18 protein-coding genes are annotated in these 21,509 nt (G+C 72.1%); 10 read left to right on the top strand and 8 right to left on the bottom strand.

Annotated elements, in window-relative coordinates; translation table 11 throughout:
* Window positions 1–210: 210 nt before the first annotated feature.
* Complete coding sequence (locus LNK82_RS01550; RefSeq protein WP_230565065.1) at window positions 211–759, bottom strand: hypothetical protein; 549 nt, start codon at window positions 757–759, stop codon at window positions 211–213.
* 154 nt (window positions 760–913) lie between these two features.
* Between LNK82_RS01550 and LNK82_RS01545 the strand changes: the two genes are divergently transcribed.
* Together LNK82_RS01545 and LNK82_RS01540 are read left to right on the top strand one after the other, a co-directional pair.
* A complete protein-coding gene (locus LNK82_RS01545; protein WP_230565064.1) occupies window positions 914–3,853 on the top strand; it encodes an AfsR/SARP family transcriptional regulator in 2,940 nt (979 codons plus the stop codon).
* 89 nt (window positions 3,854–3,942) lie between these two features.
* Window positions 3,943–4,308, top strand: a complete 366-nt coding sequence (locus LNK82_RS01540; RefSeq protein ID WP_230565063.1) for a hypothetical protein — start codon at window positions 3,943–3,945, stop codon at window positions 4,306–4,308.
* A 120-nt stretch (window positions 4,309–4,428) separates the two neighbouring features.
* Here LNK82_RS01540 and LNK82_RS01535 read toward each other — a convergent pair whose 3' ends face one another.
* Window positions 4,429–5,016: a helix-turn-helix domain-containing protein gene (locus LNK82_RS01535; protein WP_230565062.1), complete on the bottom strand. Its 588-nt coding sequence runs from the start codon at window positions 5,014–5,016 to the stop codon at window positions 4,429–4,431.
* A gap of 21 nt (window positions 5,017–5,037) precedes the next feature.
* Here LNK82_RS01535 and LNK82_RS01530 point away from each other — a divergent pair, with 21 nt between their 5' ends.
* A complete protein-coding gene (locus tag LNK82_RS01530) occupies window positions 5,038–5,562 on the top strand; it encodes a GNAT family N-acetyltransferase (RefSeq protein ID WP_230565061.1) in 525 nt (174 codons plus the stop codon).
* 27 nt (window positions 5,563–5,589) lie between these two features.
* Here the strand turns inward: LNK82_RS01530 and LNK82_RS01525 are convergent, their stop codons facing one another.
* The 4 genes from LNK82_RS01525 to LNK82_RS01510 are packed head-to-tail and all read right to left on the bottom strand — an operon-like array spanning window position 5,590 to window position 10,938.
* On the bottom strand, window positions 5,590–6,066 hold the full coding sequence (locus LNK82_RS01525) for a (2Fe-2S)-binding protein (protein ID WP_230565060.1): 477 nt from the start codon (window positions 6,064–6,066) through the stop codon (window positions 5,590–5,592).
* Between the two features lie 10 nt (window positions 6,067–6,076).
* Window positions 6,077–8,395 carry a molybdopterin cofactor-binding domain-containing protein gene (locus LNK82_RS01520; RefSeq protein ID WP_230565059.1) on the bottom strand — a complete coding sequence of 773 codons (2,319 nt, stop codon included), beginning with the start codon at window positions 8,393–8,395 and terminating at the stop codon, window positions 6,077–6,079.
* A gap of 29 nt (window positions 8,396–8,424) precedes the next feature.
* Window positions 8,425–9,648, bottom strand: a complete 1,224-nt coding sequence (locus LNK82_RS01515; RefSeq protein WP_230565058.1) for an oxygenase MpaB family protein — start codon at window positions 9,646–9,648, stop codon at window positions 8,425–8,427.
* Window positions 9,649–9,708: 60 nt separating this feature from the next.
* Window positions 9,709–10,938: an oxygenase MpaB family protein gene (locus LNK82_RS01510; protein WP_230565057.1), complete on the bottom strand. Its 1,230-nt coding sequence runs from the start codon at window positions 10,936–10,938 to the stop codon at window positions 9,709–9,711.
* 149 nt (window positions 10,939–11,087) lie between these two features.
* On the opposite strand from LNK82_RS01510, the gene LNK82_RS01505 reads away from it, so the two are divergent.
* Entirely contained in the window at window positions 11,088–11,747 is a 660-nt protein-coding gene (locus LNK82_RS01505; protein WP_230565056.1) for a TetR/AcrR family transcriptional regulator, read from the top strand.
* On the opposite strand, the gene LNK82_RS01500 is transcribed toward LNK82_RS01505, so the two are convergent.
* Window positions 11,738–13,903 carry a 3-hydroxyacyl-CoA dehydrogenase NAD-binding domain-containing protein gene (locus LNK82_RS01500; protein ID WP_230565055.1) on the bottom strand — a complete coding sequence of 722 codons (2,166 nt, stop codon included), beginning with the start codon at window positions 13,901–13,903 and terminating at the stop codon, window positions 11,738–11,740. The two genes, LNK82_RS01505 and LNK82_RS01500, sit on opposite strands and share 10 nt — an antisense overlap.
* A 30-nt stretch (window positions 13,904–13,933) precedes the next feature.
* A complete protein-coding gene (locus tag LNK82_RS01495) occupies window positions 13,934–15,142 on the bottom strand; it encodes an acetyl-CoA C-acetyltransferase (RefSeq protein ID WP_230565054.1) in 1,209 nt (402 codons plus the stop codon).
* Window positions 15,143–15,345: 203 nt separating this feature from the next.
* Here LNK82_RS01495 and LNK82_RS01490 point away from each other — a divergent pair, with 203 nt between their 5' ends.
* The 6 genes from LNK82_RS01490 to LNK82_RS01465 all read left to right on the top strand — a co-directional run bounded on the left by LNK82_RS01490 (window position 15,346) and on the right by LNK82_RS01465 (window position 21,272).
* Entirely contained in the window at window positions 15,346–17,154 is a 1,809-nt protein-coding gene (locus LNK82_RS01490; RefSeq protein WP_230565053.1) for an AMP-dependent synthetase/ligase, read from the top strand.
* Between the two features lie 40 nt (window positions 17,155–17,194).
* Window positions 17,195–17,815, top strand: coding sequence for a TetR/AcrR family transcriptional regulator (locus LNK82_RS01485; RefSeq protein WP_230565052.1), 621 nt, complete (start codon window positions 17,195–17,197; stop codon window positions 17,813–17,815).
* A gap of 20 nt (window positions 17,816–17,835) precedes the next feature.
* A complete protein-coding gene (locus tag LNK82_RS01480) occupies window positions 17,836–18,978 on the top strand; it encodes an acyl-CoA dehydrogenase family protein (protein ID WP_230565051.1) in 1,143 nt (380 codons plus the stop codon).
* Between the two features lie 3 nt (window positions 18,979–18,981).
* Window positions 18,982–19,971: an NAD(P)H-dependent flavin oxidoreductase gene (locus LNK82_RS01475; RefSeq protein WP_230565050.1), complete on the top strand. Its 990-nt coding sequence runs from the start codon at window positions 18,982–18,984 to the stop codon at window positions 19,969–19,971.
* 159 nt (window positions 19,972–20,130) lie between these two features.
* Window positions 20,131–20,910, top strand: a complete 780-nt coding sequence (locus tag LNK82_RS01470) for a hypothetical protein (RefSeq protein ID WP_230565049.1) — start codon at window positions 20,131–20,133, stop codon at window positions 20,908–20,910.
* Complete coding sequence (locus tag LNK82_RS01465) at window positions 20,907–21,272, top strand: GntR family transcriptional regulator (protein WP_230565048.1); 366 nt, start codon at window positions 20,907–20,909, stop codon at window positions 21,270–21,272. Before LNK82_RS01470 ends, LNK82_RS01465 begins: the two co-directional genes overlap by 4 nt.
* The last annotated feature ends 237 nt before the right edge of the window (window positions 21,273–21,509 follow it).

The following is a 21,509-nucleotide window of genomic DNA, read 5'->3' as shown; positions in this document are numbered from 1 at the left end:
CCGCTTCCAGATCGCCGGCGACACCCTCACCAACCCCCAGCGGCACCTCGAAGGCGCCCACGGCCGCCTGCGGACCGTCGAACCGACCGCCGACGGCGACCTGTGGCTGACGACGAGCAACGAGGGTGACGAGGACAGCATCCCCGGCAACTGCAACGAGCACGTCCTTGAAGTCACCCTCGGTAGTGGCAACCCGTAGCGCGCCCGACCTCACCGCACCAGTCGGGTCGTGACCTCGTCGACGACGAGCCAGGAGAAGCCGCCCGGCGACCAGTAGCCGACGAAGGCGGTGTAGTCGTTGCCCGCCTCCGACGGGAACCGGACTGACAGCCGCTGGTAGCCGACGTTCAGCGGACCGAACCGCACCTCTCGGTGCACCGCGCCCGTCGCCTTGTGCCGCACACCGAAGTAGCCGGCGGTGACGCTCGACGAGGTGCGCACGTAGGCGGCCAGCTCGATGGTGTCGTCGCGGGGGACGACGATGTGCTGGGTGAGGGCGTTCCACCGCGACGTGGTGGTCGCCTCGATGTAGGCGTTGTTGGCGCCCGCGTACGACCACCCGACCCCCCGGTCGACGCCCTTGGCATCCGGTCCTTCGCCGGTGCACCACGCCGGGACGGCCGAACCGTCGGCTGATGCCTCGAAGTCCGAGTTGACCATGTACATCATCCACCCCTGGCAGCCGTGCGCCGCCGCGGCGGCCGGGTTCGGCGCGAGTGACGCGGCCAGGGCGAGCCCGGCCGCGAGGACGGCCCGCACACCATGACGGTTCCTCATCATCCACCTCCGGTTTCGTTGCCGTGCGATGCCGGATCACCCGACCAGCCCAACTGGGTAGCGCCGTCAGGCGTGCGATCGCGAGTATCGGGAGGGCTGTCAAAGTGGTGTCAAAGTCGGACTCCCGGAGGGTCGAGTGCACGACCTGCTGCGTGGACGCCTGAGCGTCGTGGTCGCCGCCGCCGGGTACGGCAAGACCACCGCGGTGCGGCAGTGGCTGCGCGACACCGGGGAGCAGGCGCTCGTCGTCGACGACGTGAGCGCCGATCACCTGCCGAGCCCGCAGCGCAGGCCCGACCGACTCGTGCTGCTCTCCCGCCGCCCGATCCCGGTCGCCGCATTGCTGCGCTACGACCTCGGCGCGCCGATCGAGATCGGACCTCGGCAGCTCGCCCTGTCGCCGCGGCAGGTCGCCGTGCTGCTCGCCGGGCAGTACGGCGTCGACAACCAAGACACCGCCGCGTCGGTGCACGCGCTGACCGCGGGCTGGCCCGCCCTGGTCCACCTCGCGGCTGCCCACGTGGTTTCCGCGGGAGTCTCCGAGCCGTCCACGGAGCTGCTGTCCCAGCCGGACAACCCCCTGCACGACTACGTGTGCGCCGAGGTGCTCGACGACCTCACCCCGGACGCGCTGGAGTTGCTCGCCCAGCTACCGGTCGTCGGCACCGTCTCCGCCGAGCTGACGGCGGACATCGGGGAAGGCAGGCTCGGCGCGCAGATCGGTCTGCTCGCCCGGCTCGGCTTGCTGTTACCCGAGAACGGCCGGCACCGGGCCGTTCCGCTGATCGCCGCGATCGCCGCGGCCCGACACCCGGTGCCCCCGACGCGACGTGCGGCGTTCGTCGCGCTCGTCGCGGACTGGCACCGCGACCACGACCGCCTGGTCGACGCACTCCGCCTGGCGACGGCCGCGGGCGACCGGACCCGGTGCGCGGACCTGCTGCGCGACCACGGCGCCGACCTCCTGGCCACCGGCGCGGGTAGTGGGATCGTGGCGGCCGCGGCGGTCCTGCCGGACGTGCTGCGGGACCCCGCGATCGACCTCATCCACGCCGACGCCCTGCAAGCCACCGGCCGGACCCGGGCCGCTATCGCCGCCTACGCCCGGCTCACCGGCGGCGCCGATTCCTTGCCGGCGGGCCTGGCTTGGCGATACGGGGCCGCGCTCTACCTGTGGGGCGACCCGAACGACGCGCTGGCCGTGCTGCGCCGCGGCCGAAGCGGCGGCGACTCCGACCCGGACACCGCTCTGTTGTTGGCTTGGACATCGGCCGCGCACTGGCTCGCGGGTGACGAAGCCGAGTGCACCGCGTTCGCCGGCAAGGCAGTCGAAGCCGCACGCGCCACCGGCGACCAGCGCGCGCTCGCCGCCGCTCACGTCGCGCTGGCACTGTGCGCGGATCTCACCGGTGATCCGGTCGGGTTGCGCGCGCACTACAGCCGGGCGCTGGAGTTCGCCGAGGGGGCGGGCGACACCGCCCAGGTGTTGCGCATCCGGGTGAACCTGGCAGCCGGGCTGGAACAGGAGGGCAGGTTGATCGAGGCCCTCGCGGTCCTGCACCCCGCCGTGGACCTCGCCCGGTCCGCGGGCTACGACAGCTCGCTCGCCCTCGCCCTGGCGAATCAGGGCTCGTTGCTGCACAGCCTCGGGAGGCTCGACGAGGCACTCGCCTGCTACCACGAAGCCGTCCGGGTCTACGAGCGAATGCACTCGATGAAGGTCGCCTACCCGCTGACCGGGCTCGGCGACGTCCACCGCCTGCGCGGGCAGCCCGCCCAGGCGAAAGCCGCCTACACCGAGGCCCTGCGCGCGGCCGTGCGGGATGGGCACCACCGGCAGAGCATGGTCCCCGCGCTGTGCGGCCTGGCCCGGGTGGCCGCCGCGACGGACCAGGAGGAAGCCGCCGTGCTCGCCGACCGCGCCGTCGAGCACGCCCACGGCCGCTGGGTCACGACCGCCCTGGTCGCCCGCGCGTGGGTCGCGTGGCAGCGCGGGGCGAGCGACGACGTGCGCAGGGACGCGCGGGCCGCCGCCGAGGTCGCCGCCGTGCACCGCGATCGAGGTGGGCTGGCGCGGGCGTTGGAGGTCGAGGCCGCCGCGACCGACGACCCGGCCGCGGCCAGGGAACTGCTGCGCGAGGCGTTGTCGATCTGGACCGAGTCGCGAGCGGTGCTGGAGGCCGATCGAATCCGGGTCGCGCTCGGCCGCATCGCGGGTGACCACGGCGACCTGCGGCTCAACGGCAGGCTCGCCGGGTCCAGGCTCGCCGCCGCGGGCGTGGCGGACATGCCGCCCACCCGGCCGGGAGCGCCGGGACGGGTGGAGATCCGGGTGCTCGGCGGGTTCACCGTGCTGGTCGACGGCCGCCGGCTGCCCGCGCGCGCCTGGCAATCCCGCAAGGCCCGTGACCTGCTCCGCGTGCTCGTCGCCCGGCGCGGCGCTCCCGTGCCCCGCGAGGAACTGGCCGACCTGCTGTGGGGGCGGACCGCGCCCGCCGAGCGGCAGAAGGTGGCGCACCGGCTGGCGGTGGCGCTGTCGACCCTGCGCACGGTACTCGACCCTGACCGGCTGGGGCCGGCGGACCACTTCGTGCTGTCCAGCCAGCAGGACATCGCCGTCGACCTCGGCGTGCTCGACGTCGATGTCGAAGACCTGTTCGCCCAAGCCCAGTACGGGGTGCGGCTGCGGGAACGGGGCGAGTTCGCCGACGCCTGGGCGGTGCTGACCGCCGCCGACCGCGCCTACACCGGCGAGGTCTTCGCCGACGACCCGTACACGGACTGGGCACGCCCCCTCCGCGAGGAGGCCAGGGCCGCGCACCTGCGGATCCTGCGGACCCTGGTCGACCTGGCCCAGCGCGCGGGAGAAGTCGACGACGTCGTGCACTACCTGCTGCGCATCCTGTCCGTCGACCCGTTCGACGAGCAGTCCCACCGCGACCTCGTGGCCAACCTGTCCGAGGCGGGCAGGCACGGCGAGGCTTCGCGGGCGTTCGAACGCTACGCCGAGGCGATGCGCGAGATCGGCGTGCTCCCGCGGGAAGTCCTGGGCGTCACCCGCCACCCGGCGCGTTGACCGCGCTTTGACCCTCCCCTGACACCGGTGCGGATGGTGGTCGGCGACGGCCGAACACCCGGCCGTGAGCCGAGTCGAAAGGAACGACCGTGATCAGGTTCCGCACCCCCGTGCGCGTGGCGCTCGCCGCGTTGGCCGCGCTGTTCGCCCTCTCCGCCCCACCCGCGGCGGCCGCGGCGAGCCCGGCCTCGGACACCGTGTCGGCCATGTCCACCTGCGTGCCCGGCGCGTGGACGCAGGTCCACTGGTACATCACCCCGATGTGGGTGGCCAACTACCGCTACCGGGTCGCCGACGGCGTGCACGTGAAGTGGCGCTGGTTCTCCGGCGGCGTCCCGCCGTACTGGGAAGGCAGCTTCACCACCAGCGGCGACATCTGGACCCCGCCGAGCTGGTTCACGAGCGTCGAGTTCATGTGCTCCAGCCCGACGAGCGTGGTGATCACACCTCTGTAGCGCGACCGGGTGCGTGCGGCTGCCCGGCCACGCGCACCCGTGCTCACCGTGGCCGGCCGGGCTCGCAACAGGGACGGGTCGGGTTCCGCGGCGCCGGCAGAGTCCTCGGTCGTCGTCCGATCAGGGCAGGACGATCGCCAGCACGTAGCGGGCGGGGTCGGGGCCGGGGCAGCGCCACCGTGAGCTGCCCCAGAGCCGGAAGCGCAGGCAGTCCCCGGTCCCGGCCTCGTGCGCCGTGCCGTCGACGGTGACTTCCAGCGCGCCTTGCAGCACCCAGGCGTGGTGTTCCAGGCCCGGCACGGGCGAGCCGTCGTAGGCGATGTCCGCGCCGGGGCGCAGGGTGACCTCGATGACCTCGCCGCGCAGTCCGCCCGACGGGGGCGACACGGACCTGCGGGTGATCCCGGCGCCGTCGTCCCGCCACACGGCCTGGCGGTCGGCGCGCACCAGCGGCGACACCGCCGGTTCCACCTCGGCCAGCAGCCGTGACATCGTCAGCTCGTAGGTCGCGCACAGCTTGGCCAGCAGCGCCGTCGTGGGGCTGATCTCCGCGCGTTCCAGCCGGGACAACGTCGATCGGCTGATCCCGGCGCGTTGGGCCAGGTCCTCGAGCGACCACGCCCGTTCGGTGCGCAGCTCGGCGAGCCGGGCGGCCAGGCGCAGCTCCAGCCGGTCGTCGTGGCCGGCGCCACCTTCGTGGTGTCCCATATCGGGGATACTATCCCGGATATGGGACACCAGGATGCGGTGCCGGGAACGCCGGCCGTGCTCGCGTTGACGATCGAACCCGACGACCTCACCCGCCGGCCGGTCCGGGACCTGATCACCGAGCACCTCGCCGACATGTACGCGACCTCGCCCGCCGAGAGCGTGTACGCCCTGGACCACGCGGGGTTGCGCGAGCCCGGCGTGTCGTTCTGGACGTCGTGGGGCGAAGGGGTCCTGCTCGGCTGCGCCGCGCTGAAGGAGCTCTCCCCGTCCGAGGGCGAGATCAAGGCGATGCGGACCCGGCCGGAGGCCCGTGGTCGCGGCGTGGCCGCGCGCATGCTCGCCTTCCTGGTCGAGGAGTCCCGGCGGCGCGGCTACCGCAGGGTCAGCCTGGAGACGGGCAGCCAGGACTTCTTCGCCCCGGCCCGCCGCCTCTACGCCCGGCACGGCTTCGTGTCGTGCCCGCCGTTCGCCGACTACGGCCCGGATCCGACGAGCGTGTTCATGACCCTGGACCTCACGGTCACGCCGCCCACCCCGGACTGACACGCGCGTGCGAGGGCACCGCTCGACTCACCTGCGCTCGGCGCCCGCCTTGATCGCCGCACGGATGCGGGGGTACGTGCCGCAGCGGCAGATGTTGCGGATGCCGTCGAGGTCGGCGTCGGTGATCGCCCGGCCTTCCTCGGCGGCCCGGCGGACCAGCGCGACGGCGGTCATGATCTGGCCGGGTTGGCAGTAGCCGCACTGCGCCACGTCCAGGTCCAGCCACGCCTGCTGCATGGGGTGCAGGTCCGCGTCCACCGTGTCCGCCAGGCCTTCGATCGTGGTGACCTCGTCGGTCGGCTCCAGGTTCTTGACGGGGATGGCGCACGGGTTCACCGCGCGGCCGTTGAGGTGGCTCGTGCACGCCTTGCAGGCGTTGATGCCGCAGCCGTACTTCGGCCCGGTGACGCCGAGCAGGTCGCGCAGCACCCAGAGCAGTCGCAGGTCGTCGTCCGCGGTCACGGTGACCTGCTCACCGTTGAGGCGGAAGGTGTGCTCGGGCACGGGTGTCCTCCTAAAAGGCGTGGTCCAGGCCGTCGGTGGGGGACTGGGGGATGGGCGGCACGGTCGGTTTGGGGGTGAAGGACAGCGTGCCGTGGTTGATCGGGAACGTCGTGGGCGTGGTCCCGGTGGCACGGCCGTAGGCGCAGGCGACCGCGGCCATCGACGCGGCGACGCCGAGCTCGCCCGCGCCGCCGGGTTCCCCGGTGGTGGTCGGCATGACGATGACGTCCAGCCGGGGCGGGGTGTTCCACTGCCGGGTGTAGAAGTAGTTGTCCCAGCTGGCCTCCAGGAAGTGGCCGTCGCGCAGGTGGAGGCTGGAGGTCAGGGCCAGCGCGATCCCGTCCATGACGCAGCCCATCACCTGCGCCTCCAGCCCGCGCGGGTTGACGGCCAGGCCGACGTCCACCGCGAACACGACCCTGGTCACGCGCGGACCGGCCACACCGTCGCGGATGGGCCGATCGGTGGTCTCGGGACGGCAGTCGATCTCCACCAGCGCCGCGCTGGCCGAGTGGTACTCGGAGTGGACGGCGACGCCCTGCGCGGTGCCGGCGGGCATGGCGCGGCCCCAGCCGCCGACCTCGGCGACCTTCTCCAAGGCCGCGCGGGCGCGGTCGTCCCGCAGGAACTCCCGGCGGAACCGGAACGGGTCCTTGCCCATCCGCGCGGCGAGCCGGTCCACGATCAGCTCACGGGCGCAGGTGACGTCGGGGGAGTAGACGTTGCGCATGCTGCCGGTGTTGAAGCCCTTGTCGGTCTCGTTGAGCAGCCGGGTGGTGACGCCGAAGTCGTACGGCGTGGTCTGGGACAGGTGGAAGAACGTCTGTGAGAACCCGATGTCGCCCACCGGCAGTCGCGCGGCCATCGCGGTGAACAGCTCGCCGAGCCCGTGGCCGAGGTCGGTGGCGACGCTGGTGTGCCGCTGCGCGTAGCCGAGCACCGTGTCGCCGAGGTAGGAGACGCGGACGCGGGAGGTGGCCATCGGGTGCGTGCGGCCCTGCCGGGCGTCGTCGGCGCGGTGCCACATGAGCTTGACGGGCTTGCCGACCTTCCGGGACACCTCGACGGCCTCCAGTGCGGCGTCGAAGAACAGCTTGCGCCCGAACGAACCGCCGCCCTCGGTGACGTGCACGGTCACCGCGTGCGGCGGCAACCCCAGCTTGACCGCGATGGCCTGCTTGGCCACGATCGGCGACTTGAGCGAGGACCAGACCTCGGCGCGGTCGGGCCGCACGTCGGCGATGGCGCAGTTGGGTTCCAGCGCGCTGTTGCCGCGGAAGTGGAAGGTGAACCGGTCCTCCACGGTGGGCGTCGGCGACGGCAGGCCCATCGGCGGCTCGGCGGCCCGCAGGGCGTCCAGCACGGACTGGTCCGACTTGCCCTCCGCGGTGCCGGGTTTCCACGACACCCTCAGGGCCCGCACGGCGTCGATGCACTGGCCGAAGGTCCGCGCGCGCACCGCCACCCCGGTGGAGACCACCACGACGTCGGTCACGCCCGGCATGGCGCGGACCACGGCGAGGTTGAGCACCGAGCCGACCTTGCCGTTGATGGTCGGCGGGCGGCACAGCATCGTCGGCTTCGCGTCCGGGACGTCGAGGTCCATCGCGAACTTCTTGCGCCCGGTGACGGCGGCGAGCGCGTCGACCCGGTTGCGCGGCGTGCCGATGACCTGGAACCGCTCGCGGGGCTTGAGCTCCACGGCCAGGCGGAGGTCGCGGGTGCTCGCGGCCCGTGCGGCGAGGTCGCCGATGGGGATGCGCCGTCCGGTCGGTGAGGTGATCACCCCGGCGTCCGCGGTCAGGTCGGCGGGCGGCGCGCCGAGTTCGACCGCCGCGGCCTCCAACAGGCGCCGCCGCGCGGTGGCGGCGGCGACCCGGACCGGCAGGAACGTCGCGATGGTCGTGTTCGACGCCCCGGTGAGCTGGTTGAACACCAGTTCGGGCCGTGCGTCGGCCAACGTGACCCGCACCCGCTCCAGCGGCACGTCCAGCTCCTCGGCGATCAGCATGGCCGTCGACGTGGTGATGCCCTGGCCGACCTCGGCCCGCGGCAGCGCGAACGACACGGTGCCGTCGCCGTGGACCTCGACCGTGATCAGGCCCGAGGTCGGCAGTGCCGCGGCCGTCATCACGTCGTTGAGGTCCACCAGCTCCGCGAGGTCGGCCGACGCGAGGCCGGGCCCTGGTGCCTCGGGGGCCGCCCCGGCCGCCGGGGCGAGCTCGGCGGCGGCCACCAGCGTCGGCGCCGCGAGGACGAACCCGAGGAACCGGCGTCGTCCGATCCCGCGCCCGCCCGAGCCCGATCGGGCCTGATCAGTGCCGGTCATGGGAAGCCCTTCACGTGGATCGTGCCGGTTCAGGCGGGGCGGTTCGCGTCCGGGATCTCGATGTCGATGCCCCGGCCCTCGGACAGGAACAACAGCACGATCTTGCGGATGACCTCCTCGATGGTCCACGCGGCTTCCGGTACGAGCGGCAGCGGGATCAGGTTCTCCCGGAACGCCACCAGCAGCGGCCAGGCCTTGCTGATCACGGGCTCCCAGAACGGTTCCTCGGACAACCCGATCCAGTCGCCGATCCGGTCGCCCAACGTGTACCGGGCGAAGGCGCTGACCAGCGGCCGGGTCAGGCCGCCGTCCAGCTCGGCGACGATGTCGAGCAGCACCTGGGTGAGCGCCTTGCCCTCGGGCGTGGGTCCGAGGACCGGGTCGAGGAGCAGCTTGGACTGGGCGTTGGCGGCGTCCCAGGTGGCCGGGATGTACTCGTCGCGGACACCGAGCATGTGCGCGGTCACCTGCCACACGTGCAGGTAGGCCGCCGACTCCGCGGGCGTGATCCGGACCTTCCACTCGAGCATCTTGCGCATCACGAACGTGGGCAAGCTGTGCCACGTGACCAGCACGTCGGCCAGGCTGATCGGGATCGTCTGGCCGCCGCTGGTGCCCTTCCAGCCGGGCGACTGGGGTAGCAGGTGCCGCACGGCCGCGTGCACCAAGCGGGTCTTGACCGTGGTCACGATCATCTCGCCGCGCGGCTGGTAGGCGTCGAGGTCGCCGACGTCGTAGCCGAGCTTCGCGGTCTTGGCGATGCGGTCCTTCATGTCCGCGCCGCCCTTGGAGTAGTACACGGCACGCGCCTCGCGGGGGATGGCGGTGCTCATCAGGCCGCTGCCCAGCCCGTACAGGGCGCCGACGTAGATGCCCTTGGTCACGGTGAACTGCGCGGCGGTGTCGAGCTTGCGCGGGTCGGCCCACGCGGGCAGCCGGCGGATGCGGGTCATGATGTCCCGCAGGTCGGCGGGCAGGCCGTCGGGCAGCGGCTGGTCGTTGCGGGTCCACGTCTTCAGCAGCGCGTTGACGCGCGGCACGTCGCCCCGGTCGAGGACGGCGGCCATCACCGCGTCGACCTCCTCGTCCCACACCCAATGGGGATCGGTGCCCGCGCCGGAGCCGGCCACCGAGCCGCTCGGCGACCACGTCCACAGTGGACGAGCCGAGGCCGGCGGCGCGATGCCCAGCGCCCCCAACGCGCCCAACGTGCCGCCTGCGATGAGGATCTTGCGCCTGTTGAGCTCGTTCATGTCCTGAACTCCTCCTTGAGTCCACCGGTCATGGCTAAGCGCGTGCGACGTGCGGCCGGGTCAGGACGGCCGGTTGGTGTCGGGGATCTCGATCTGCACGCCCCGACCCTTGGTGAGGTAGAACATGATGTAGCGGCGCGCCGCCTCGTCGAGGGTCCAGGCGAGTTGCGGCACGAGCGGCAGCGGGAGCAGCAGTTCCCGGAACGCCACCAGCTTCGGCCACGCGGCGCGCACCGTCGCGTCCCAGAACGGCTCGCGCGGGATGCCGTCCCAGTCGGCGATCCGGTCGCCCACCAGGTACCGGGCCAGCGCGTTGACCATCGGCCGGCTGACGCTCGCCGGGCTGGTCTGCTCCGCGAGTTGGCCCAGCAGGATGTCGGTCAGCTCGACGCCTTCGGGCGTGGGGCCGAGGACGGGGTCGAGCAGCTGCGCGCTCTGCGCGTTGGCGGCGTCCCAGGTGGCCGGGATGTACTCGTCGCGGATGCCGAGCAGGTGCGCGGTCACCTGCCACACGTGCAGGTACGCCTCGGACTCGGTGGCGGTGATCCGGACGTCCCACTCCAGCATCCGGCGCATCGCGAAGGTCGGCAGCGTGTGCCAGGTGACGAGCATGTCGGCCAGGCTGATCGGGATCCGCTGGCCGCCGCTGGTCTGCGACCAGCCCGGCGACTGCGGCAGCAGGTGGCGCACGGCCGCGTGCACCAGGCGGGTCTTCACCGACTCCACCACCATGGCGCCGGTGGGCTGGTAGGCGTTCAGGTCGCCGACGGCGAAACCCAGCTTGCTGGTCTTGGCGACGCGGTCTTCCATGTCCGCGCCGCCCTTGGAGTAGTAGACGGCGCGCGCCTCGCGGGGGATGGCGGTGCTGAGCATGCCGCCGCCCACGCCGTTGAGCAGGTTGAGGTAGAAGCCACGGGCCACGTTGAACCGCGCCGCGGTGTCGAGCTTGCGCTGGTCGGCCCACGCGGGCAGCCGGCGGGCGCGCTGCACGAAGTCGTGGAGGTCGGCGGGCAGGCCGTCGGGCAGCGGCTGGTCGTTGCGGGTCCAGGTGCGCAGCAGGGTGTTGACGCGCGGCACGTCGCCCCGGTCGATGACGGCGGCCAGCAGCGCGTCGGCCTCCTCGTCCCACACCCAGTTGGGGTCGGTGCCCGCGCCGGAGCCCGCCACCGAACCGCTCGGCGACCACGTCCACAAGGCCTTGGCGAACGCGGGGGACGCCGCGCTCAGCGCCCCGAGCGCTCCCAGCGTCCCGCCCGTGATCAACATCCTGCGCCTGTTGAGCTCGTTCATCGGGTCGAACCCCTCTGCGAGTCCAGATCGTTGATACGCTGAAACACGATGAGTATCTGTGTATCAATGTGAGCACACTCGGCACTTGATCGCCAGGCCCGCACCGATCAAGCGGAGGGAAATCCGTGGAACCTGTACTGTCCGGCCCCATGAGCCGCCCCGACCGCCGGTCGCTGCTGGAACTGGCGTTCACCGAGGCGGTCGAGGGCGCCGAAGAGGACGACGAGATCACCACGCGCCTGCTCGACGCGGGCTACGAGCAGTTCTGCCGCATGGGCATCAAGCGGTCCACGATGGCGGACGTCGGCAAGCTCGCGGGCCTGTCCCGGATCACCGTCTACCGGCGGTTCGCCTCCAAGGACGTGCTGGTGGAGCACGTCGTGCGGCGCGAGTTCCGGCGGTACTTCGACCAGTTCATCCTCGACGTCAAGGACGCCGAGACCGTCGCCGACCGCGTGGTCGTGGGATTCGTCAGCTCGCTGCGCGCCATCCGCGACAACCCCCTCATCGGCGGTCTGATGGCCGCCGAACCGGACGCGGTCGTGCCGTCGATGATCGGCGACGACGGCCGCACGCTGGCGGCCGTGCGCGAGTTCGTCGCGGGCAGGCTGCGCCGCGAGCAGCAGGCGGGCACCGTCTCCGCCCAGGTGGACGTGGACCTGGTCGCCGAGATGATGGTCCGGATCTCCGCCTCCTTCCTGGTGATCCCCAGCCGGGTGGTCGACCTCGACGACGACGAGCAGCTGCGGGCGGTGGCCCGGCGGTTCCTGGTGCCGATGCTCGGGCCACCGCCCGCCGCTCACTCGTAGCGCTCGCCGCGCCCGGCCCGGTCGACGAGCGACGCGGGCGGGGAGAACCGGTTGCCGTAGGCCGCGGCGAGCGCACGGGCGCGGGCCACGAAGCCCGGTAGCCCGCCCGGGTAGCCGTTGACGTACTGCAGCACGCCGCCGGTCCACGCGGGGAAGCCGATGCCCAGGATCGAGCCGACGTTGGCGTCCGGCACCGACCGCAGCACGCCTTCGTCCAGGCACCGGATCGCGTCGATGGCCTCGGCGAAGAGCATCCGCTCCTGCATGTCCTCGAACGGGATCTCGCGTCCGGGCACCGTGAAGTGCTCGCGCAGGCCGGGCCACAGCCCGGTGCGCCTGCCGTCGGCGTAGTCGTAGAACCCGGCGCCCGCGGCCCGCCCGCCGCGCCCGAACTCGTCGATCATGCGGTCCACGACCGCTTCCGCGCCGTGCGCCTCCCACTGCCCGCCTTCGGCCTGCACGGCCGCCTTGGTCTCCTCCCGGATCTTGCGGGGCAGGGTGAGGGTCAGCTCGTCGAGCAACCGCAACGGCGGCGCGGGGTAGCCCGCCTGGGAGCCCGCCTGCTCGATGGACGCGGGGTGCAGCCCTTCGCCGACCATCGCGACGGCCTCGTCGATGAACCTGCCGATCACCCGGCTGGTGAAGAACCCGCGGCCGTCGTTGACCACGATGGGCGTCTTGCCGATCTGCCGGGCGAAGTCGACCGCCCTGGCCACCGCGCCCTCGCCGGTCCGCGCGCCGGTGACGATCTCCAGCAGCGGCATCTTGTCGACCGGCGAGAAGAAGTGCAGGCCGATGAAGTCCGCCGGGCGCGTGACGCCCTCGGCGAGGCCGGTGATCGGCAGCGTGGACGTGTTCGAGCCCAGCAGCGCGTCCGGCGCGACGACCCGCTCCACCTCGGCGAGCACCTGGCGCTTGAGCGCCGGGTCCTCGAACACCGCCTCGACCACCACGTCGCAGCCGGCGAGGTCGGCCGGGTCGGCGGTCGGCGTAATCCGGGCGAGGACCGCGTCGGCGTCCTCCCGGGACGTCCGGCCCCGTGCCACGGCCTCGGCGAGCAGTCCCTCGGAGTGCTTGCGGCCCTTCTCGGCGGCCTCCGGTGAGACGTCCTTGAGCACGACCTCCAGCCCGCGCCGGGCGCAGGAGTACGCGATGCCCGCGCCCATCATGCCCGCGCCCAGCACACCCACCTTCTTCGCCGTGCTCCGCGGGTGGCCGAGCGGTCGGCTGCCGCCGGAGTTGATGTGCTGCACGTCGTAGAAGAACGCCTGCATCATGTTCTTCGCGACCTGGCCCGTCATCAGCTCGACCAGGTAGCCGGTCTCCACCTCCTGCCCGCGGTCGAAGTCGAGCTGCGCGCTCTCCACGGCGGCGGCGAGGATGTTGCGCGGCGCCGGGGCGGGCGAGCCCCTGAGCTGCTTGCGCAGGTTCGCCGCGAACGCTGGCAGCGTCGCCGCCACCTTCGGGTTCGACGGCGCGCCACCCGGCATCCGGTACCCCGCGACGTCCCACGGCTGCGCCGCGTCCGGGTTGGCCAGGACCCACCGCCTGGCCTTGTCCAGCAGCTCCTCGGGGGACTGGGCCAGGTCGTGCACCAGGCCCTTGGCGAGCGCGTCGGCGGGCCGGTACTGCCGTCCCTGGAGCAGGACGTCGGTCAACGCGGCCTGCAACCCGAGCAGGCGGACCGTCCGGCTGACCCCGCCGCAGCCGGGCAGCAGGCCCAAGGTCACCTCGGGCAGGCCGATGCGGCTGTCCGGCGTGTCCAGCGCGACGCGGTGGTGGCAGGCGAGCGCGATCTCGTAGCCGCCGCCGAGCGCCGAGCCGTTCACCGCCGCGGCGACCGGTTTGCCCAGCGTCTCCAGCCTGCGCAGCTGGGACTTCAGCGTGCGGCACAGCTCGCTGATCCGGGCCGCGTCCTCCGGTCGCGCCTTGTTCATGAAGCGGAGGTCGCCGCCGGCGAAGAAGCTCTTCTTCGCGGAGGTGAGCACGACGCCGACGATGCCGTCCCGCTCGACCTCCAACCGGGCGACGGTGGCCTCCATCGAGTCCACGTAAGTCGTGTTCATCGTGTTGACCGGCTGGTCCGGGTCGTCCAGGGTCAGCACGACGACACCGTCGGAGCCCCGCTCCCAGCGGATCATGGTGTTCTCCGGCATCGGTTGCGCCGTTCCTTCCGGGTGTCGTCGTCAGAAGCGTTCGATCACGGTGGCGATGCCGATGCCGCCGCCCGCGCACAGGCTGACCACGGCCCGCCGCAGCGACCGGCGTTCCAGCTCGTCCACGACGGTGCCGACGAGCATCGCGCCGGTCGCGCCGAGCGGGTGCCCCATGGCGATCGCACCACCGTTGACGTTGACCTTCTCCCAGGGCAGGTCGAGGTCCTTGACGTACCTGAGCACCACCGAGGCGAACGCCTCGTTGATCTCGAACAGGTCGATGTCGGCCACGGTGAGCCCGGCCAGGTCGAGGGCCTTCCTGGTCGCCGGGGCGGGTCCGGTCAGCATGATCGTCGGGTCGGCGCCGCTGACCGCCGTGGCCACCACGCGCGCACGGGGCGTGAGGCCGAGTTCGACGCCCGCGCGCTCCGAGCCGACGAGGACCAGCGCCGCGCCGTCCACCACGCCGGAGGAGTTGCCGGGCGTGTGGACGTGCTCGACGCGCTCGACCCAGTGGTACTTCTGCAGCGCCACCGCGTCGAAGCCGCCGGCATCGCCGATCGCCGCGAACGACGGCTTGAGCGCGGCGAGGCCCTCCACCGTCGTCCGCGGGCGCATGTGCTCGTCGTGGTCGAGCACCACGACCCCGTTGCGATCCCGGACCGGGACCACGGACTTCGTGAAGTGGCCGCCCGACCACGCCGCCGCGGCCAGTTGCTGCGACCGCTCGGCGTAGGCGTCGACGTCCTCCCGCGAGAAGCCCTCGATGGTCGCGATCAGGTCCGCGCTGATGCCCTGGGGCACGAAGTGCGTGTCGTAAGCCGTCTCAGGGTCGGTGGCCATCGGCCCGCCGTCGCTGCCCATCGGCACCCGCGACATCGACTCCACGCCCCCGGCGAGCACCAGGTCCTCCCAGCCGGAGCGGACCTTCTGCGCGGCGACGTTCACCGCCTCCAGCCCGGAGGCGCAGAACCGGTTGAGCTGGACGCCCGCGACGTGGTCGGGCAGCCGGGCCACGAGCGCCGCGGTCTTGGCGAGGTTCATGCCCTGGTCGCCGACGGGGGAGACCACGCCGAGCACGACGTCGTCCAGCAGGCCGGTGTCCAGGTCGGGGTGGCGTCGGCGCAGCTCGTCGATCAACCCGGTCACCAGCGACACCGGCTTGACGTGGTGCAGCGCGCCGTTGCGGCCGCGGCCGCGCGGGGTGCGGATCGCGTCGTAGATGAATGCCTCGGGCACAGTCCCGCCCTTCGGATCGCGTTGTTGGCAGAGTGTCAACAACGGCGAACTTAGCAGCGATTCGCTGCTGCACAAGGGTTATCTCTTCTGAATCGGTGTCCCTGTGGTGGTGTCCGATCGGTCTATTGACATCGCGTCAACAAGCGGTCCACTGTGGGACCGCTCGAAGGGACGCACAGGGTTCGCGATGGAGGGAGCCGGCCGTGACCGCAGCAGAGCAGCTGACCGTCGAAGGGCTGACGATCACCGGGTTGTTGCGCCGCAACGCCCGGGACTTCGGCGACCGGCCCGCCCTCACCACCGGCATCGGGCCGGACGCGGAGGTGCTGACGTGGGCACGGCTGCGCGCCGAGGTCGCCGTGCTCACCCGCGGCCTCGGCGCGCTGGGCCTTGGCCGGGGCGACCGGATGCTCATCGCGATGTCCAAGCGGCGCGAGCACTGGGTCGTCGACCTGGCCGCGGTCCACCTCGGCGCCCTGCCGTGCTCCACCTACGACACGTTGAGCACCGAGCAGATCCGTTACGTGGCAACGCACAGCGGGGCCACCGTCCTCGTGTTGGAGGGCGAGGAGCAGCTGCGGCGCTGGCGTCCCGTCCTGGACGACCTGCCGAACCTGCGCGCCGTCGTGGTCCTCGACCCGGACCTCGCCCCGAGCGGCGACTGGCGCTTCGTGCGCTACTCCGACCTGTCCGGCGAGCCGCCGACGGAAGGCCCGGCGTTCGAAGCGCTCACCGACGCGGTCACGGCGAACCAACCGTTGGCCGTCGTCTACACCTCGGGCACCACCGGCGAGCCCAAGGGTGTGGTGCTGTCCCACCGCAACGTGGTCTACGAGTCCCTGATGCAGGACCACCTGGTCGCCACGCCGGAGCACCCGCGGACGGTCGCGTACCTGCCGATGGCGCACATCGCCGAGCGGGTGCTCGGGATCTACCTGCCGATCTGCGACGCGGGCCACGTGACGATCTGCCCGGACCCGGCGCAGCTGCTGCCCACGTTGCTCGCGGTGCGCCCGCACGGCTTCTTCGGCGTGCCCAGGGTGTGGGAGAAGCTCGCCGCCGGCCTGCGGGCCAGGCTCGGCGCGCTGTCGGAGGAGCAGGCCGCGGTGCTGGCGCGGGCGCGGTCGGCCGCGCTGGAGGCGTTCCACCTGCGGTCGGCGGGCAAGGAGGTCCCGGACGCGCTCGCGACCCGGCTGGGCAGGCTGGACGCGGAGGTGCTGCGGCCGATCCGCGCCGCTGTCGGGCTGGACGAGTGCCACCGGGCGTTCAGCGGCGCCGCGCCGATACCCACCGCGGTCCTGGAGTTCCTGGCCGGCCTCGGACTGCCGGTGTACGAGGTGTGGGGCCTGAGCGAGACCACCGGCGCGGCGACGGTCAGCACGCCGGACGTGTTCGCCCTGGGTGCGGTGGGACGTCCGGGGCCGGGCATCGACGTCAAGGTCGCCGACGACGGGGAGCTGTTCGTGCGCGGTCCCGTGGTCTGCGCCGGGTACCTGCGGGCCGACGGCGGCATCGACCCCGCGACGGACGCGGACGGCTGGTTCGCCACCGGTGACGTCGGCGTGGTCGACGAGCGGGGCATCGTCTCCATCACCGACCGCAAGAAGGAGCTCATCATCACCGACGGCGGCAAGAACATCGCCCCGACGAGGATCGAGTCCCTGCTGCGGGCGCACCCGCTGGTCGCCCAGGCCGTCGTGATCGGCGACCGGCGACCGTACGTCACCGCGCTGCTGGTGCTGGACGACGAGGCGGCACCGCTGTGGGCCCGGGCGAACGGGATCGCCGCCGACCTCGCCGGGCTGGCGTGCCACCCCGAGGTGCTCGCGTCGCTGAACCAGGCGGTCGCCGAGGCCAACGCGGTGCTGTCCCGCGCCGAGCAGGTGAAGAAGTACCAGGTCATCGCCGGTCCGTGGACCCCGGCCACGGGCGAGCTGACGCCCAAGCTGAGCCTGCGGCGCAAGGTCATCGACGAGGTGCACGCGACGACGATCGAGTCGATGTACACATAGGTCCGGCAGCGAACGGCGGCACTACGAGAGGGACGACGGCATGAGCGGTCAGCGCCAGGCACAGCGACGCAGGATGGAGCCGGACGCCCGGCGGGCCGAGATCCTCAGCGCGGCGCGCACGCTCTTCGGGGCCAACGGCTACGCCCAGGTGTCCACCTCGGACATCGCGGCGGAGGCGGGCGTGGCCCGTGCGTTGATCAACCACTACTTCACCAGCAAGCGGCACCTCTACCTGGAGGTGGTGCGGCAGATGATGGTCGTGCCCGCGTCGGTCTCGGAGCGGTTGCCGCCCACCACGGCCGAGGAGCGGCTGTCGATCTGCGTCGACCGGTGGCTCGAAGTGGTCGAGCGCAACAAGGAGATGTGGCTGTCCGCGATCGGCCTGGAAACGCTGGGCAACGACCCGGAGATCGAGCAGATCATGCTGGAGGCCGACGAGATCGCCACCGACCGCGTGCTCGAAGCCGCGCTGCTGGCCGACGTCACCGAAGGGCGCGACAAGCTGCGGGCGATCATCCGCGCCCACAGCGGGATGCTCAAGGCGGCGTCCCGGGAGTGGCTGGTGCGCGGCACGCTCAGCCGCGGCGACCTGCACGTGATCCTGACCCGCACCGTGCTCCACCTGGTGGACACGGTCTTCCCCGCTGTGCGGGACGACTAGCCCGAAGAGGAGTGCACGTCATGCCCCGAGTCCTGACCGACGAGCGCCGCGACCTGGTCGAGGCCATCGCCGACTTCTGCCGCCGCGAGTGCGGCACCAAGGAGCAGCGCGACAAGCTGACCGCCCACGGCGAGGAGCCGCACAACCAGAAGCTCTACGAGAAGATGGCGGAGCTGGGGTGGCTGGGGATCGCCGTGCCCGATGAGTACGGCGGCGCGGGCCGGGGCATGGCGGACCTGTGCCTGTTCCTGGAGGAGACCTCCTACGGCCTCGCGCCGATCAGCGGTTTCGGCACCACGATCATCGCCGCGGCGGCGTACGCGGAGTTCGGCACCGAGGAGCAGAAGCGGGTCGTGCTCGACGGCGTGGTCAAGGGCCGGGTCGAGGCCATCTCGATGTCCGAGCCGGGCGCGGGCTCCGACGTGGGCGCGCTGACGTGCCGCGCCCGCCGCGTCGACGGCGGCTACCTGGTCGACGGGCAGAAGACGTGGTGCTCCAACGCGCACTTCGCCGACCACGTCCTGCTCATCGCCCGCACTTCGCAGGAGGAGTCCAAGCACCAGGGGCTCACCCAGTTCATGGTGCCCACCGACGCCGACGGCCTGGCGATCAAGGGCATCGACACGATGGGCGGACGGGAGGTCAACGACCTCTACTTCACCGACTGCTTCGTGCCGGACTCGGCGGTCGTCGGCGTGCCCGGCCAGGCGTGGACCCAGCTGATGGCGGGGCTGAACCTGGAACGGATGATCCTCGCCGCGCTGATGCTGGGCATCGCCCGACGCGCGTTCGACGACACGCTGGCGTACGTCAGGCAGCGTGAGCAGTTCGGCCGGCCGATCGGGTCGTTCCAGGCGCTCAAGCACCGCGTCGCCGACATGGCCACCGAACTGGAGTGCGCCCGGCTGCTGCTGGACGACACCGCGGCGGCGATCGACGCCGAGCCCGGCCGGGTGTTCGCCCGCGAGGCGTCGATGGCCAAGCTCAAGTGCACGGAACTGGCCAAGCACGTGACCCTGGAGGGCATGCAGATGATGGGCGGCTACGGCTACGCCACCGAGTACGGCATGGAAGCGCTGCTGCGCGCGGCCGTCGTGTCCACTGTGTACGGCGGCACGAGCGAGATCCAGCGCGACATCATCGGCAAGACCTACGGGCTGTAGCCGATGTTGAGGACGCGGTTCTGCGAGACGTTCGGGGTGCGGCACCCCGTCGTCCAGGGCGGTATGCAGTGGGTCGGCCGGGCGGAGTTGGTCGCCGCCGTGGCCGAGGCGGGCGCGCTGGGCTTCCTCACGGCGCTCACCCAGCCGACACCGGAGGCCCTGGTGGCCGAGATAGCCCGGTGCCGGGAGATGACCGACCAGCCGTTCGGCGTGAACCTGACCATCCTGCCGTCGATCACCCCGCCACCGTACGACGAGTACCGGCGGGCCATCGTCGAGTCCGGGGTGGGGATCGTGGAGACGGCGGGCTCCAACCCGAGCGACCACCTGCCGGACTTCCACGCCCACGGTGTGAAAGTGCTGCACAAGTGCACCAGCGTCCGGCACGCCGTCAAGGCCGAGGGGATCGGCGTCGACGCGGTGAGCATCGACGGGTTCGAGTGCGCCGGCCACCCCGGCGAGGACGACGTGCCGGGCCTGGTCCTGATCCCCGCGGTGACCCGGAGGTTGTCGATCCCGGTGATCGCCTCCGGCGGTTTCACCGACGGGCGCGGGCTGGTCGCGGCGCTCGCGTTGGGCGCGGAAGGCATCTCGATGGGCACGAGGTTCCTGTGCACGGAGGAGTCCCCGGTGCACCGGCGTGTCAAGGAGCAGATCGTCGCCAACAGCGAACTCGACACCGAGCTGATCTTCCGGCCCTTGCGCAACACCGCGCGGGTGGCGAGCAACGGCGTCAGCCGGAAGGTCGTGGAGGTGCTCGACGGCGGGGGAGGGTTCCCGGACGTGCGGGACCTGGTCGCCGGCGCCCGGGGGCGCAAGGTCTTCGAGGACGGCGACCTGGAGGCAGGCATCTGGAGCGCCGGCCTGGCCCAAGGCCTGATCGACGACATCCCGACCGTGCGCGAGGTCGTGGAGCGCACGGTGGCGGAGGCCGAAGCCCTGATCTCCGAGCGGTTGGCCGGTTTCCGGCACGAGGAGCCGGCCTCGGCGTGAGGCTCGGGAACGCCCCGTCCCCAGGACATCCGGCCATCTGGCCGAGCGGTGACGACGTCGTGCGGGTCGCGGCCCTCCCGCTCGAACCGGGGGTTGACATTGTCGCATGCTGTGACTCATCTTGTTGAGACAAAGCTTGTGACATTCGGAGGTGGCGGCATGCGCCAGGGAGAACACACGGAGGCCGGGCGGTGGCTGGCCCGGCACGGCTTGGTCGACGCCGAGCCGACCCCGCTGCTCGCGGCACGGTTGGCGGTGCGACGGCGTGCCAACGTCGTCAACAGCCTCCTGCTGGCCGCGTTCATGATCGGTGCGGCACTGACGCACGCGGTGACGCTGCCCGCCGACGTCACGTCCTCCCGGCTGCCGCTGCTGGTGCTGACGGCGTTGGTGGTGGGGTTGCTGGTGGCGCAGTGGCTGCTCGGCTGGTGGGTGCGGCGGGTCGACCGGCGGGCCGGCGCACGACTGCCCCGGCGGGTGGCCCACCCGGTCCAGCTCGGGTGGCGGGCGGTGCTGGGCCGGCCGCACGCCGTCTTCACGGTCGCGAGTTTCGCCGGCGCCTTGCTGCTCACTGTGAGCGTGCTGCCGGTTCCGGACCCCGGTTTGCGGTCCGGGGCGGTCATCGTGCTGATCGGCCTCGTGGGCGCCGGCATCGGCGTCGTCATGCAGCTGCGCCAGGTGCTGGCGAGCCCGGCCGTGGCGGAGGACGAGGCGTCGCTCACGGCCGATGTCGTCATGCGGGTCGAGGACGCCCGCGCCCTCGTCACACCCAGCCTGGTGTGGTTGCTGCCGGTCATCTTCCTGTACGGGGACTCGCTCGGCTGGTGGAACGTGGTCTCGGTGGCGCTCCTCGTGGCGGGCGCTGTCGTGTTCTCGCTGATCCAGGTCCGGTCCGCGGGTGTCGGGGCGGCGGCACGGCGAGCCATGGCCACCCGGTGATCGTCATCGACGCGGCCTCGCCGACGCCGCCGTACGAGCAGCTCCGAGCCCAGCTCGCGAGGCAGATCCAGGACCGGTCGCTCGCCGTGGGCACGAGACTCCCGACGATCCGCCGGCTCGCGGCCGACCTCGGCCTCGCCGTGAACACCGTCGGTCGGGCGTACCGGGAGCTGGAGGAGGCCGGGTTGATCGAGACGCGCGGGCGGGCCGGCTCGTACGTCTCGGCCGCCGGCGACCGAGCACTCGAGCAGGCCCGCCGCGCCGCCCTCGACTACGCGGCGATCATCGCCAGCACCGGCATCGATCCCACCGAGGCGATCCGGATCGTCGAGGCGGCACTGGGCCGTGCGGCGACACCGTGAACCACCGCTTCGGTCCTCCTCCACCGAACCGCGGTGATCCGTGGTGCGCGGCCGGGAGGTGGTCGCACCGCGGGTGCGGCTACCGTGGTCGCCTTCGGTGAGGCGGCGGAGGTCGTGGTGGCGGACGGGGACGACGTGGCCGGGCACTCGAACACGGTCTCCGGTTCCGGCCGAGGTCGTCCTCGGCGTCGTCGAGCACAACACCGTCCTGAACGACGTTCTCACCTGGCTCTGGCG

The organism is Saccharothrix luteola (assembly GCF_020859565.1).
Taxonomy (GTDB): domain Bacteria; phylum Actinomycetota; class Actinomycetes; order Mycobacteriales; family Pseudonocardiaceae; genus Actinosynnema; species Actinosynnema luteola.
This window is presented reverse-complemented; position numbering and strand designations above follow the sequence as displayed.